Annotated in this window: 12 protein-coding genes; 10 read left to right on the top strand and 2 right to left on the bottom strand. The window is 69.0% G+C overall.

What is annotated here, in order from left to right; genetic code table 11:
* Window positions 1-10 precede the first annotated feature (10 nt).
* From ccoO to ccoP, 3 genes are read left to right on the top strand one after another with little or no spacing between them, the layout of a single operon-like run.
* Window positions 11-748: a cytochrome-c oxidase, cbb3-type subunit II gene (gene ccoO, locus BVIR_RS14015; protein WP_055038211.1), complete on the top strand. Its 738-nt coding sequence runs from the start codon at window positions 11-13 to the stop codon at window positions 746-748.
* Window positions 749-753: 5 nt separating this feature from the next.
* Window positions 754-906, top strand: coding sequence for a CcoQ/FixQ family Cbb3-type cytochrome c oxidase assembly chaperone (locus BVIR_RS14010; protein ID WP_055038911.1), 153 nt, complete (start codon window positions 754-756; stop codon window positions 904-906).
* Between the two features lie 4 nt (window positions 907-910).
* The gene (gene ccoP / locus BVIR_RS14005; RefSeq protein ID WP_055038210.1) at window positions 911-1,807 is read left to right on the top strand and encodes a cytochrome-c oxidase, cbb3-type subunit III; all 897 of its coding nucleotides are present in this window, start codon (window positions 911-913) and stop codon (window positions 1,805-1,807) included.
* A gap of 253 nt (window positions 1,808-2,060) precedes the next feature.
* On the opposite strand, the gene BVIR_RS14000 is transcribed toward ccoP, so the two are convergent.
* The gene (locus BVIR_RS14000; protein WP_169788615.1) at window positions 2,061-2,714 is read right to left on the bottom strand and encodes a DUF4142 domain-containing protein; all 654 of its coding nucleotides are present in this window, start codon (window positions 2,712-2,714) and stop codon (window positions 2,061-2,063) included.
* 233 nt (window positions 2,715-2,947) lie between these two features.
* On the opposite strand from BVIR_RS14000, the gene ccoG reads away from it, so the two are divergent.
* The 4 genes from ccoG (at window position 2,948) to ccoS (ending at window position 7,559) form a co-directional block, all read left to right on the top strand.
* Window positions 2,948-4,399, top strand: a complete 1,452-nt coding sequence (ccoG, locus tag BVIR_RS13995; RefSeq protein ID WP_055038208.1) for a cytochrome c oxidase accessory protein CcoG — start codon at window positions 2,948-2,950, stop codon at window positions 4,397-4,399.
* Between the two features lie 59 nt (window positions 4,400-4,458).
* Window positions 4,459-5,007 (top strand): FixH family protein, encoded by a 549-nt coding sequence (locus tag BVIR_RS13990; RefSeq protein WP_055038207.1) that lies wholly within the window; start codon window positions 4,459-4,461, stop codon window positions 5,005-5,007.
* A gap of 114 nt (window positions 5,008-5,121) precedes the next feature.
* On the top strand, window positions 5,122-7,356 hold the full coding sequence (locus BVIR_RS13985; RefSeq protein WP_055038206.1) for a heavy metal translocating P-type ATPase: 2,235 nt from the start codon (window positions 5,122-5,124) through the stop codon (window positions 7,354-7,356).
* Window positions 7,356-7,559: a cbb3-type cytochrome oxidase assembly protein CcoS gene (ccoS, locus tag BVIR_RS13980; RefSeq protein WP_055038205.1), complete on the top strand. Its 204-nt coding sequence runs from the start codon at window positions 7,356-7,358 to the stop codon at window positions 7,557-7,559. Before BVIR_RS13985 ends, ccoS begins: the two co-directional genes overlap by 1 nt.
* An 8-nt stretch (window positions 7,560-7,567) precedes the next feature.
* Here ccoS and BVIR_RS13975 read toward each other — a convergent pair whose 3' ends face one another.
* Entirely contained in the window at window positions 7,568-8,341 is a 774-nt protein-coding gene (locus BVIR_RS13975) for an SDR family NAD(P)-dependent oxidoreductase (protein ID WP_055038204.1), read from the bottom strand.
* A 289-nt stretch (window positions 8,342-8,630) separates the two neighbouring features.
* Between BVIR_RS13975 and BVIR_RS13970 the strand changes: the two genes are divergently transcribed.
* The 3 genes from BVIR_RS13970 (at window position 8,631) to BVIR_RS13960 (ending at window position 12,850) form a co-directional block, all read left to right on the top strand.
* Window positions 8,631-9,989 (top strand): alpha,alpha-trehalose-phosphate synthase (UDP-forming), encoded by a 1,359-nt coding sequence (locus BVIR_RS13970; protein WP_055038203.1) that lies wholly within the window; start codon window positions 8,631-8,633, stop codon window positions 9,987-9,989.
* Between the two features lie 228 nt (window positions 9,990-10,217).
* On the top strand, window positions 10,218-11,042 hold the full coding sequence (gene otsB, locus BVIR_RS13965) for a trehalose-phosphatase (protein WP_082417164.1): 825 nt from the start codon (window positions 10,218-10,220) through the stop codon (window positions 11,040-11,042).
* A complete protein-coding gene (locus tag BVIR_RS13960) occupies window positions 11,039-12,850 on the top strand; it encodes a glycoside hydrolase family 15 protein (RefSeq protein WP_055038202.1) in 1,812 nt (603 codons plus the stop codon). The genes otsB and BVIR_RS13960 overlap by 4 nt, the downstream gene beginning before the upstream one ends.
* The last annotated feature ends 188 nt before the right edge of the window (window positions 12,851-13,038 follow it).

The following is a 13,038-nucleotide window of genomic DNA, read 5'->3' as shown; positions in this document are numbered from 1 at the left end:
GGAGGATCGGATGTCCGCCTGGACCAAGCATCAGGTGCTGGAGAAGCACTCGATCCTTCTTCTGCTTGCGATTTTGTTCGTGGTCGCGATCGGCGGCCTGGTCGAGATCGCGCCGCTGTTCTACCTGAAGAGCACGATCGAGAAGGTGGAAGGGATCCGGCCCTATTCGCCGCTCGAACTCGCCGGCCGCAACATCTACATCCGCGAGGGCTGCTACAATTGCCACTCGCAGCAGGTGCGGCCGCTGCGCGACGAGGTGGAGCGCTACGGCCATTACTCGCTGGCCGCGGAGTCGATGTACGACCATCCGTTCCAGTGGGGCTCCAAGCGCACCGGTCCCGACCTCGCCCGCGTCGGCGGCAAGTACTCCGACGAGTGGCAGCGCGATCATCTGCGCAATCCCCGCGCACTGGTGCCGGGCTCGGTGATGCCGGGCTACCCGTTCCTGTTCAAGCGCGAGCTGACGGTCACCGACATCACCGCCCACATGAAGACGCTGCAGCTGATCGGCGTGCCCTACACCGACGAGCAGATCGCCGACGCCGAAAGCGACCTCACCGCGCAGACCCGGCCGGACGACAGCGGTGCCGCGGCCGCGCTCCAGGCCCGCTATCCCAAGGCGGTGGTGCGCGACTTCGACGGCGACTCCACCCGCGTCAGCGAGGGCGATGCCTTGATCGCCTACCTGCAGATGCTGGGCACGCTGGTCGACTTCAAGCTCTACGACAACAAAGCCAACCTCAGGTGACCGCCATGGAGATCTACACCGCGCTGGCCGGCTTCGCCCAAACCTGGGGCCTCGTCTATTTCGTCGCCATCTTCGTCGCGATCGTCATCTACGCGTTGTGGCCGAAAAACCGCGCCCGCTTCGACGATGCGGCGCAAATCCCGTTGCGCGAGGACTGATGCCATGGACGCCGAAAACAAGGACGCCGTCCACGTCGGCAAAGGGGTCGACGCGATCACCGGCACCGCCACCACCGGCCACGAATGGGACGGGATTCAGGAACTCAACACGCCGCTGCCGCGCTGGTGGCTGTGGATCTTCTATGCCTGCATCGTGTGGGCGTTCGGCTATTGGGTGGTCTACCCGGCATGGCCGCTGATCTCGACCAACACCAAGGGCGTGATCGGCTACTCCTCCCGCGCCGAGCTCGCCGCCGACATGGCGGCGCTGGCGGCGCAGCGCGGCGCGGCCAGCAAGGCGCTGGTCACCGCCTCGCTCGAGGATATCCAGAAGACGCCGGAGCTGCTCACCTTCGCGCTGGCCCAGGGCAAGGCGGCATTCGGCAACAACTGCGCGCCCTGCCATGGCCTCGGCGCCACCGGTGCCAAGGGCTATCCCAACCTCAACGACGATGACTGGCTGTGGGGCGGCTCGCTGAAGGACCTTGAGTTCACCATCACCCACGGCATCCGCGGCGACAGCTCGGACACCCGCCTCAACACCATGCCGGCGTTCGGCAAGGACGCCATCCTGGACAAGGACCAGATCGTCACGCTGGCCAATTTCGTGCTGTCGATCTCCGGCCAGACGCCCGATGCCGGCGCCGATCTGGCGAGCGGCGCGCAACTGTTCGCCGAGAACTGCGCGGTCTGCCATGGCGATGAGGGCAAGGGCAATCCCGAGCTCGGCGCGCCCAACCTCACCGACCGGATCTGGCTTTACGGCGGCGACCGCGCCTCGCTCGTCGACACCATCACCAATGCCCGCGCCGGCGTGATGCCGACGTGGAAAGACCGGCTCGACCAAACCACCATCAAGGCGCTTGCGATCTATGTGCACTCGCTCGGCGGCGGCAAATGATGCGGCAGCACGGCACGCCGGCGCCCGTCTTCGGCCGCCGGCTTATCACGTTGCAGCGGATTCGTGCACCGCAGCTCCCGGCACGGGTGGCGGGGGTGTCCCCGCCACCTGCCACCGGAGGCAAAGGCTGCCAGGCGTTTTCCGGGAGCGCACGGCGTGCTCCCGGAAACAGCAACGTCGAAAATCCGGCTGTAACGACAGGATTTCCGACGACGGGACGACGGTATTCCGGCGTGACCAGCCGGAACACTGGTCAGATCGGCTGATTGGGCTTGGCAGCCGGGGTTTGCGGCTGGACGGCCGGGCTGGGCTGCGGCTTGACGAGGTCATGCTGAAGCTGCTGGGCGTGCTCGAAATGAGCGCGAAGCTTGGGCACGTTCTGCTCGGCGAACTTCACCATGTACCAGTTGTCGCCGTATTTGGCGTAGTTCTCGAACAAGGTCACCGCCTGGTCGTGCGCGGCGATCTGCAGCGCAATGTACAAGGCGTCGAAATCGGCACCCTGGCTGTCCTTGAGTTGCTGGAAGTGGGCGGCCTGCTCGCCAGTGACATACCCGCCGGGGATCGCCGTCGCGCCCGGCAGGATGCCCGGCCGAATGCCGGTGCGAACGATCAGTTCGTCATCTGCTTCGGTATGATCGGCGATCATGCGCTGGGCGAAGTCCTTGATGCCCTGGTTCTGCGAGCGTTCGAGCGCGAGACGGCTCGTCGCGATCTCGAACGCACCGGAGAACGCCGCATGCTGTTTGAAGTCGGGGGTGGGCGGCGCGACCGGCGCCGAGGTGGAGGTCTGGCCGAACGCCGGCCCGCTCAAGGACAGCGTCGGGCCGAAGGCGAGCGCGCACGCCAGAGCGATGGCAACGCCGCGCGACGTTACCGCAAAGGGATTGACGGAAAGAGCTTTCACCGGCGTCTCCTCGATCAAAGGACGACACCCCCGCAGCCGCCCCATCAACCAGATTTGTCCGGACATGTTCCAGGTACGGCGTTCGTTACGATCAGATCACGATGCCGTTACACGGCTGGCACCGCCGTGAGCGGCGCAATATCGACAGAGGGGCAGCCGCCGCGCTCCGGCCGGCCGGGCGTGATCTCGACCGGCCCCGCCTCCTTCGCCAGGACGCTGCCAGGGACACTGTCATGAACATGCACGCGGCTCCCGACCCGGTCGAAGAGCTTCCGCTCTATGTGCCGCACAAGAAAATCTATCCGCAGAGCGTCAAAGGCCGCTTCCGCAACATCAAGTGGGCGCTGCTCGGCCTGTGCCTGTCGGTCTATTATTTTCTGCCGTTCGTGCGGTGGGATCGCGGCCCCGGCGCGCCGAGCCAGGCGGTGCTGATCGATTTTCCCGGCCGGCGGTTCTATTTCTTCGGCATCGAGATCTGGCCGCAGGAAGTCTATTACCTCACCGGGCTCCTCATCCTGGCGGCGCTGATCCTGTTTTTGATGAACTCGGTCGCCGGCCGGCTGTGGTGCGGCTATCTGTGTCCGCAGACGGTGTGGACCGACCTGTTCTATGCGGTCGAGCGCTGGGTCGAGGGCGACCGCCGCGAACGCATCAAGAAGGACCACGACAAGCTCACCGCCTGGCGGGTCGGCGAACTCGCGCTCAAGCATTGGCTGTGGCTGATGATCGCGTGGTGGACCGGCGGCGCGTGGGTGCTCTATTTCGCCGACGCGCCGACACTGATCAAATCGATCGCCACCGGCCAGGCCCCGTTCGTCGCCTATCTGTGGATCGGCATCCTCACCTTCACCACCTATTCGCTGGCCGGCTTCATGCGCGAGCAGGTCTGCGTCTACATGTGCCCGTGGCCGCGCATCCAGGCCGCGCTCACCGACGAATGGGCGCTCAACGTCACCTATCGCTATGATCGTGGCGAGCCGCGCGCCCACGTCAAAGAAGCCAAGAAGCTCAAGGCCGAGGGCAAGCCGGCCGGCGACTGCGTCGATTGCGGCCAGTGCGTCGCGGTGTGCCCGACCGGCGTCGACATCCGCAACGGCGCCCAGCTCGACTGCATCCAGTGCGGGCTGTGCATCGACGCCTGCGACCGGGTGATGGAAAAGGTCGGCCGCCCGACCGGCCTGATCGGCTACGACACCGACGACAACTGCCAGCGCCGCGAGCGCGGCGAGGCGCCGGTGTTCCGGCCGTTGCGGCCGCGCACGCTGATCTATGTCGGCGCCATCGTGCTGGTCGGCGCGGTGATGACGTGGTCGCTGGTCAACCGCATCACCACCTCCGTCAGCGTGCTGCACGATCGCAACCCGCTGTTCGTCGCGCTGTCGGACGGCGCGGTGCGCAACGGCTACACCCTGCGCGTGCTGAACAAGCAGGCCACCGAGCGCACCTTCGCGCTGACGGTGGACGGCGTGCCGTCGCCGCGGCTGGAGGTGATCGGCATCGAGGCGGCCGACGGCCCGCCGCTGATCGCAACCGGAGCGGACACCACCCGCGAGCTGCGCGTGCTGGTGGCGGTGCCGGCGGCGGCTGTGGCCACCATCGAGCGCTCGAGCGGCGTCACCTTCCGTATCACCGACGTCGACGGCGGGGGCGAGGCCAGCGTCGCCGATCACTTCATCGCCCGGTGAGACGGGCAGCGCCACGCCGGCGTGCCTGTCTTCCTTCCACGACACCAGGAGCGCGGATCATGCCCGTTTCGGCCACGCCCAAACCCAAGCAGGCCCAGCCTGGGCCCGAGTTGCCGCGCCGGCCGGCCGCGCGCACCCTCACCGGCCGCGCCGTGCTGGTCTGGCTGCTGGGCTTCTTCGCCTTGGTGTTCGGCGTCAACGGCGTGATGGCGTGGCTGGCGCTGTCGAGCTTCTCCGGCACCGTGGTCGACAGCGCCTATCGCGCCAGCCAGCGTTTCAACGGCGAGCTCGATGCCGCCCGCGCCCAGGCGGCACGGCACTGGGCGGTGACGCTCGACGTTCAGCGTGGCGCCGACGGCGCCGCCGAGGTGCGCCTGCTCGCCCGCGACGGCGCCGGCGTGCCGGTGTCCGGCGTCAACGCCCAGGTCGAGCTGCAGCGGCCGACCGACCGCCACGGCGACGTCGCGCTCGAGCTTGGCGAGCGCGGCGGCGGCGAGTTCGCCGGCCGCGTCGCCGAGCTGGCGGCCGGCCAGTGGGACGTGGTGATCGCGATCGCGGGGGCGGCGGGCCCGGTGTTCCGCTCGCGCAACCGCGTCGTGGTGCCGTAGGGCAGGGCGCGCCAAGGTGGGAGCCGGCGTTGCGAATGCAGCGGCCGGCTCGAACGCGAACCGACGGTGTGCCGGCGACGGTGCCGCAGCACACGAGGCTCTGGGGGCGGCAGAATGGCCGAAGCGCGCGACCTCTCGGTGTTCGTGACCCGACTCGACGGCGGCGTCTCGCGCATGGATCTCGCGGTCGAGGGCATCACCTGCGCCGCCTGCATGATCGAGATCGAGGGCGGTCTTTCCGCGCTCCCCTCGGTCACTCGTGCCCGCGTCAATCTCACCAACCGCCGCGTCGCGGTGGAATGGAAGGACGGCGAGGTCGACCCGGCGCGGCTGATCGACCGGCTGTCCGAGCTCGGCTACCGCGCCCATCCGTTCGATCCCGCCCAGGCCGAGGCGGAGGAGGCGCGCGAGGCGCGCTGGCTGCTGACATGCACCGCCGTCGCCGGTTTTGCGGCGATGAACATCATGCTGCTGTCGGTGTCGGTGTGGTCGGGCAATGTCACCGACATCACGCCGGAGACGCGGGATTTCTTCCACTGGCTCTCCGCGCTGATCGCCATTCCCGCCGTCGCCTATGCCGGCCAGCCGTTCTTCCGCTCGGCGATGCGGGCGCTGCTGCACGGCTCGCTCAACATGGACGTGCCGATCACCCTCGGGGTGCTGCTCGCGGTCGGCATGAGCGTGGTGGAGACGCTGCACCACGCCGAGCACGCCTATTTCGATTCGGCGGTGATGCTACTGTTCTTCCTGCTCACCGGCCGTTTCCTCGACATCAACATGCGCCGGCGCACCCGCGCCGTCGCCGGCAACCTCGCCGCGCTCAAGGCGGAAACCGCCGCTAAGTTCGTCAGCGCCAGCGAGATCGCCGAGGTGCCGGTGGCGGCGATCAAGCCGGGCGACCTCGTCCTGGTGCGGCCGGGCGACCGCATCGCCGTCGACGGCGTGGTCGAGGACGGCCGATCAAAGGTCGACGCCGCATTGGTGACCGGCGAGACCGGCCATGCTGCTGTCGGCCCCGGCGCCCGCGTCTATGCCGGCACCGTCAACGTCTCCGGCACGCTGCGGGTGCGGGTGGCGGCGGCCGCCTCCGGCACCTTGCTCGACGAGGTGATGCGGCTGCTCGACCACGCGGTGCAGGCGCGCTCGCAGTATGTCCGCCTCGCCGACCGCGCCGCGCGGTTCTACGCGCCGGTGGTGCATCTCACCGCGCTGGCCACCCTGCTTGGCTGGCTGGCGCTGGGCGCGCCCTGGCAGTGGTCGCTCACCGTGGCGATCACCGTGCTCATCATCACCTGCCCGTGCGCGCTGGCGCTGGCGATCCCCGCGGTCCAGGTCGTCGCCGCGGGCGCGCTGTTTCGCCACCAGGTGCTGCTCAACGCCGGCGACGCCATCGAACGCTTCGCCGAGGTCGACACCGTGGTGTTCGACAAGACCGGCACGCTGACCACGCCGGAGCCGGCGGTGGCCAATCTCGCCGACATTCCCGGCGACGTGCTGCAGCTCGCCGGCCGCCTCGCGCTCGGCAGCCGCCACCCGATGGCGGCGGCGCTGGCGCGCGCCACCGCGGCGCGGCAGCCGGTCGAGGGCGCGCGCGAGGAGCCCGGCCAGGGCGTGGGCGCAACCCTTGATGGCGTCGAGGTCAGGCTCGGCCGCCCCGCCTTCTGCGGCGCGGAGGCGGACGCCGCGGTGGTGGCGGCGTGCGACCCCGACGCCTCGCTGATCGCGTTCTCGCGCGGCACCGAGCGCTGGGTGTTCGCGCTGCGCCAGACCTTGCGGCGCGATGCCGCGGCGGTGGTCGGCGAGATTTCCGCGCGAGGCTACCGGGTGGAAATCCTGTCGGGCGACCGCGCGGCGGCGGTGGCGCGTGCCGCCGCCGAGCTCGGCGTCAAGGATTGGCGCGCCGGCCTGACGCCGGCGGCGAAAATCGCGCGGATTTCCGAGCTGAAGGCGGCCGGCCGCAACGTTCTGATGGTCGGCGACGGCCTCAACGACGCCCCGGCGCTGGCGGCGGCCGACGTGTCGCTGTCGCCGGTCACCGCGGTCCACCTCGCCCAGGCCGCGGCCGACGCGGTGTTTCTCGGCGAGCGCCTTGCGCCGGTCGCGGCGACGCTGGCCATCTGCGGCAATGCGCGGCAGCTGATGCGGCAGAATCTGGCGCTCGCCATCGTCTATAATGCCGTCGCCGTTCCGGTCGCCATCGCCGGGCTGGTGACGCCGCTGATCGCGGCGCTCGCCATGTCGGGTTCTTCGCTGCTCGTGACCGTCAATGCTCTGCGCGCGCGGGGGGCGACCGAAGGGTCGCCGCCTGCGACTGCCCCGGCGTGCCGGACGGCCGAGGAAGGCGGATAATGGACGTTCTGATCTATCTTGTACCGATGGCGCTGACGCTCGGGCTGCTCGGCCTGGTGGCGTTCCTGTGGTCGATGAAGACCGGCCAGTTCGACGATCTCGACGGCGCGGCCTGGCGCGCCATCATGGACGACGACGACGCGCAAAGGCACGCCGTCAAGGAGCCGCCGCCATTGGCGCCGCCGCCCAAGCCGGCGGAGTGAGCGCGCGGCTACTCCGCGCGTTTCACCACCGTCGGGCCGAAGCCTTGCGAGGTCGGCATCATCTCCATGCGGACGATGTCGAGGTGCGCCGGCAGCGTGGTGGTCCAGAACACCGCCTCGGCGATGTCGTCCGCGGTGATTGGGTCGGCGTTGCGATAAAGGCCGGCGGCGCGCTCGGCATCGCCGTGGAACCGCACCACCGAGAACTCGGTTTCGGCCAGTCCCGGCTCGATGTTGGTGGCGCGCACGCCGGTGCCGGCGAGGTCGGCGCGCAGATTCTGCGCCAGCAGCTTCACGAACGCCTTGGTGGCACCGTAGACGTTGCCGCCGGGATAGGCGTGGTCGCCGGCGATCGAGCCCAGCGTGACGACGTGGCCGCGGCCGCGCGCCACCATGCCGGGCAGCACGGCGTGGATGGTGGCGGCAAGCCCCAGGCAGTTGGTCTCGATCATCTGCCGCCACTCGTCGAAATCGGCTTTGTGCGCCGGCTCAAGACCCAGCGCCAGGCCGGCATTGGCGACGCAGACGTCGACCTCGTCGAACGGCGCCGGCAGCGTGGTGAAGGCGCCGCGCACCGCCGCGGTGTCGCGCACGTCGAGCACGATGGTGTGGCAGCGCTCGCCGAGCTCGGCCTTGAGCTGATCCAGCCGCTCGGCTCGGCGGCCAGTGGCGATGACGCGCGCGCCGGCGCCGGCGAAGCGGCGGCAGATCGCGGCGCCGAATCCGGCGGTGGCGCCGGTGACGAGGACGGTGAAGCGGGCGGGATCGAGCATCTGGTACATGGCTTTGGTGCCTTGGTGCAGCGGATGTTCGCCGGGCGGGCGAACGCGGGATGGCCCTGGACGTTTCAGGTCCTGGATAAAGCGTTTCGCCGCGAGGGGAAACCGGTCTGCCGACGCTTCGGGTTGCCGGTCAGTCCGGAAAACAGCAGTGCGGTCGCCAGGACGCCGCGATCAGGCATTTTCCGGCGAGATCGGTCCGTTTCCCCGAGGAGTCTGCCGGAATCTGCGCAAACCGCGATGAACTTTGGCCAAGCTGAAGCGTTGATTGTTCCGGCAATGAAATGGAGCCGTGATGCGTCTCGTTGTGGTGTCCAATCGCGTGGCCGCGCCCGACGGTGAGGGCAAGACCGCCGCGGGTGGCCTCGCCGTCGCCCTGCGCGCCGCGCTTCAGCAGCAGGGCGGCATCTGGTTCGGCTGGAGCGGCAAGGTCACCGACGAGCCGGCGGCCCAGCCCACCATCGTTCGGCGCGGCAAGGTCGGCTATGCCGTGGTCGACCTCACCGCGGTCGACCGCGACGAATACTATCTCGGCTTCGCCAACCGCGCGCTGTGGCCGAACATGCATTATCGGCTCGGGCTGACCCAGTTTTCGCGCGCCGAATATTCCGGCTACATGCGCGTCAACCGCCGCTTCGCGGAGGCGCTGGCCGCCATCCTGCAACCTTCGGACCTGGTCTGGGTTCACGACTACCACCTCATTCCGTTCGCGGCCGAGCTGCGCCGGCTCGGCGTCACCAACCGCATCGGCTATTTCCACCACATTCCCTGGCCGCCGATCGACGTGTTCGGCGCGCTGCCGGGTTGCCAGGATTTGTTGCTCGCGTTGACGGCCTACGACCTGGTCGGGGTGCAGACCGCGCGCGACGCCGGCAATCTGGTCCGCGCCATCGAGGAGGCCGGGCCGGAGGCGCGCCAGCGGCTCGATCGCGGCGCGCTCAAGGTGGCGGCATTCCCGATCGGCATCGACACCATGGCGTTCCACGCCGCCGCCCTGCGCGCCGAGGACAACTCGGTGGTTCAGCGCACCATGGACGGGCTCGCCGCGCGCGACCTGGTGATCGGGGTCGACCGGCTCGACTATTCGAAAGGCATCGTCGAGCGGCTGGAGTCGTTCGAGCGCTTCCTGATCGCCAACCCCGACCGCCGCGGCAACGTCGTGCTGCTGCAGATCTCGCCGCATTCGCGCAGCGAGGTGCCCGAGTACGAACAGCTCGACCGCCAGACCGATTCCGCGCTCGGCCGCATCAATTCCTCGCTGGGCGACCCGAGCTGGACGCCGATCCGCTTCATCAAGCAGGCCTACACCCGCCCGGTGCTGGCCGGGCTCTACCGCCACGCCGCGGTCGGGCTGGTCACGCCGATGCGCGATGGCATGAACCTGGTGGCCAAGGAATACGTCGCCGCGCAGCGGCCGGAGGACCCCGGCGTGCTGGTGCTGTCGCGGTTCGCCGGCGCCGCCGAGCAGATGACCGAGGCGCTGATCGTCAATCCCTATGACAAGTTCGAAGTTGCGATGGCGATCGGCGCCGCCTTGCTGATGCCAAAGGATGAGCGCATCTCGAGATGGCAGGCGCTGTTCGAGGGCCTGCGCCGACAGGATATCACGTGGTGGACCCGGACCTTCATCGATGCCCTCGCCCGCAAATGACCCGCCAGCGCGGTGTCCGGCAGCGCGGCCTGCGGCCGTGCTTCGGCTTTGCGGCCTCAGCCGCGCAGCAGCGGTCGGAGATTATTCAAATCCTGCCTCTATAATCCACATAATCCGCGGCCCGGCGTCACCGGACGTCGGCGGCCACCGCGATCGGACATTACGGCAACATGCGGGCGCCGGGGCCTTGGCCCGACCGCACCACGCCGCAGCCGGATGAGACCACCCATGACCGAGTTGACGACAGCGCTCGCCCACCCCGACTTGGCGGTCGATCCTGCGACCGGCTTTGCGGTGTTCCTCGATTTCGACGGCACGCTGGTCGATATCGTGGCGCGGCCGGATTGGGTGCGCGTCGAGCCGGCCACGCTCGACGTGCTGGCCCGGCTGCGCCGGCGGCTGAACGGCGCGCTCGCCATCGTGTCCGGCCGCAGCCTGGCGGTGCTGGACCAATTGCTGGCGCCGCACCGGTTCGATGCCGCCGGCCTGCACGGCGCGGAGAGCCGCATCGGCGATGACGTGTGGTGCGGCAGCCCGGTGGCATCGCCGCTCCGGCGCGCGGTCGACGAACTGCGTCGCCGCTTCGAGGCCGAGGCGGGCATGCTGGTCGAGGACAAGGGCAAGGCGGTGTCGCTGCATTGGCGCGAGGCGCCCGAGCGCGCCGACGACGCCGTGGCGGCGATGTCCGCCATCGTCGCCGACCTCGGCGGCGGCTACCGGCTGCAGCGCGGCAAGGCGGTGGCCGAGATCGTGCCGGCCGGGGCCTCCAAGGGCGTCGCCATCTCGCAGTTCCTGGCGGTGCCGCCCTATCGCGGCCGCCGTCCGGTCTTCATCGGCGATGACCTGACCGACGAGCACGGCTTCGAGGTGGTCAACGCCAATGGCGGGCTCACCGCCCATGTCGGCGCCGGCCCGAGCCGGGCGCAATTTCGCCTGGCCTCGCCAGCCGAGGTGCGCGCCCAGCTGGCGCGCTGGGCGCAGGGCGAGCCGATCGGCCTTGCGCCAGCCGACACCCGCACCGAAACGTCCCACAGTCCGACGGAGTCTCTATGAGTTCGCTAGATCTTGCAGTGATCGGCAACTGCATGGTTGCGGCGCTGATCGACCGCCGCGCCCGCATCGTATGGTGCTGCTTTCCGCGTTTCGACGGCGATCCAATCTTCAACGAGCTGCTCGACGGTGGCCGCAAGGACGACGATGGCAGCGGCAGCTTCGCGATGGAGCTGGTCGGGCAGGTGTCCTGCCAGCAGCACTATCTCGAAAATACCGCGGTGCTGGTCTCGGTGCTCGAAGACCGCGACGGCAATGCGCTCGAAATCGTCGATTTCGCGCCGCGCTTCTCCCATTTCGGCCGCACCCACCGGCCGCCTTTGCTGATCCGCCGGGTGCAGCCGCTGCGCGGCCGCCCGCATCTGGTGGTGCGGGTGCAGCCGACCTTCGAATGCGGCGCCCGCAAGCCGGAGATCACCCGCGGCGCCAACCACGTCCGCTATGTCGGGCCGAGCCAGACCGTGCGGCTGACCACCGACGCGCCGGTGTCCTATATCCTCGAACAGCGCCAGTTCGTGATCGACCGGCCGATATCGTTCTTCTTCGGTGCCGACGAGCCGCTGCGCTCGAACGCCGATTCGACCGCGCGCGAATTCCTGGGGTCGACCGTCGACCACTGGCGCGACTGGGTGCGGGCGCTGTCGATCCCGTTCGATTGGCAGGAGGCGGTGATCCGCGCCGCGATCACCCTCAAGCTGTGCAATTTCGAGGAGACCGGCGCCATCGTCGCCGCGCTCACCACCTCGATTCCGGAAGCGCCGGGCACGGAACGCAACTGGGACTACCGCTATTGCTGGCTGCGCGACGCCTACTTCGTCATCAACGCGCTGAACCGGCTCGGCCAGACCAGCACCATGGAGGCGTTCGCCACCTACATGACCAACATCGCCGGCGATCTTGGCCAATTGCCGGGCCGGCTCGACATGCCGCCGTTGTTCGGCATCACCCGCGAGGTCGAGCTCGAAGAGCGGTTCGCCCCGGCGCTGACCGGCTATCGCGGCATGGGGCCGGTGCGCATCGGCAACGCCGCCTACACCCAGATCCAGAACGATGCCTACGGCGCGCTCGTGCTGGCCGCGGTGCACGCATTTTTCGACCGGCGGCTGATCCGCCGAGGCGGCAGAGGCGAAAGCGACCTGTTCGCCGGTCTCGAACGGCTGGCCGCCCGCGCGGTGGCGGTGTTCGACGTGCCCGACGCCGGGCCGTGGGAATTGCGCACCAAGGCCTCGGTCCACACCTTCTCCAGCGTGATGTGCTGGGCCGCCGCCGACCGCATGGCGTTGATCGCGAACGGCATCGGCCGGCCGGAGCGCGCCGCGATCTGGCGCACCGAGGCCGACCGCATGCACGCGGTGATCACCGCGCGCGCGTTCAACCCGGAGCGCAACTCGTTCGTGTCGACCTTCGACGGCAACGAGCTCGACGCCACGCTGCTGCTGCTGAACGACCTCGGCTTCGTCACGCCGGACGACCCGCGGTTCGTGTCCACCGTCGAAGCAGTCGGCGCGGCGCTGCGCCGCGGCAAGCTGTTCCTGCGCTACGACACCGCCGACGATTTCGGCCACATGCAGACCGGGTTCCTGATCTGCGGCTTCTGGTATGTCGATGCGTTGTGGGCGATCGGGCGCCGGCAGGAGGCGCGCGAGCTGTTCGAGGAGATGCTGCGCCACCGCAACTCGTTCGGGCTGTTGTCCGAGGACGCCGATCTCCTTACCGGCGAATTGTGGGGCAACTTTCCGCAGACCTATTCGATGGTCGGGCTGATCAACAGCGCCGTTCGCCTCAGCCGAAGCTGGGAGGACGCGTTCTGACGCAGCGTCCGCGGGTCCGGCCGGAGCCCGCGAATCCCAAAGGCCCTGAAGGCTGACCTTTCGTGGCGTCATGGTGATCTTGGCTCATGGTGTCTTGGCCTCATGCTGAGGAGGCTGCCACCGGGTCGCGCCGCAGGCGCGCCCGATGACAGGCTCCGCAGCCGTCTCGAAGCATGGGCCGAAGGCCG

It is taken from the genome of Blastochloris viridis, from assembly GCF_001402875.1.
In the GTDB taxonomy this organism is placed as follows: domain Bacteria; phylum Pseudomonadota; class Alphaproteobacteria; order Rhizobiales; family Xanthobacteraceae; genus Blastochloris; species Blastochloris viridis.
The sequence above is the reverse complement of the archived record's forward strand: the minus strand, read 5'-3'. Positions and strand labels throughout refer to the sequence as shown.

Excerpts from the sequence above, each read along its gene's own strand:
- BVIR_RS13975 (WP_055038204.1), bottom strand. The coding sequence starts at position 8,341 with ATGTACCAGATGCTCGATCCCGCCCGCTTCACCGTCCTCGTCACCGGC.
- otsB (WP_082417164.1), top strand. The coding sequence starts at position 10,218 with ATGACCGAGTTGACGACAGCGCTCGCCCACCCCGACTTGGCGGTCGAT.
- ccoP (WP_055038210.1), top strand. The coding sequence starts at position 911 with ATGGACGCCGAAAACAAGGACGCCGTCCACGTCGGCAAAGGGGTCGAC.
- ccoO (WP_055038211.1), top strand. The coding sequence starts at position 11 with ATGTCCGCCTGGACCAAGCATCAGGTGCTGGAGAAGCACTCGATCCTT.
- BVIR_RS14010 (WP_055038911.1), top strand. The coding sequence starts at position 754 with ATGGAGATCTACACCGCGCTGGCCGGCTTCGCCCAAACCTGGGGCCTC.
- BVIR_RS13985 (WP_055038206.1), top strand. The coding sequence starts at position 5,122 with ATGGCCGAAGCGCGCGACCTCTCGGTGTTCGTGACCCGACTCGACGGC.
- BVIR_RS13990 (WP_055038207.1), top strand. The coding sequence starts at position 4,459 with ATGCCCGTTTCGGCCACGCCCAAACCCAAGCAGGCCCAGCCTGGGCCC.
- ccoS (WP_055038205.1), top strand. The coding sequence starts at position 7,356 with ATGGACGTTCTGATCTATCTTGTACCGATGGCGCTGACGCTCGGGCTG.
- ccoG (WP_055038208.1), top strand. The coding sequence starts at position 2,948 with ATGAACATGCACGCGGCTCCCGACCCGGTCGAAGAGCTTCCGCTCTAT.
- BVIR_RS13960 (WP_055038202.1), top strand. The coding sequence starts at position 11,039 with ATGAGTTCGCTAGATCTTGCAGTGATCGGCAACTGCATGGTTGCGGCG.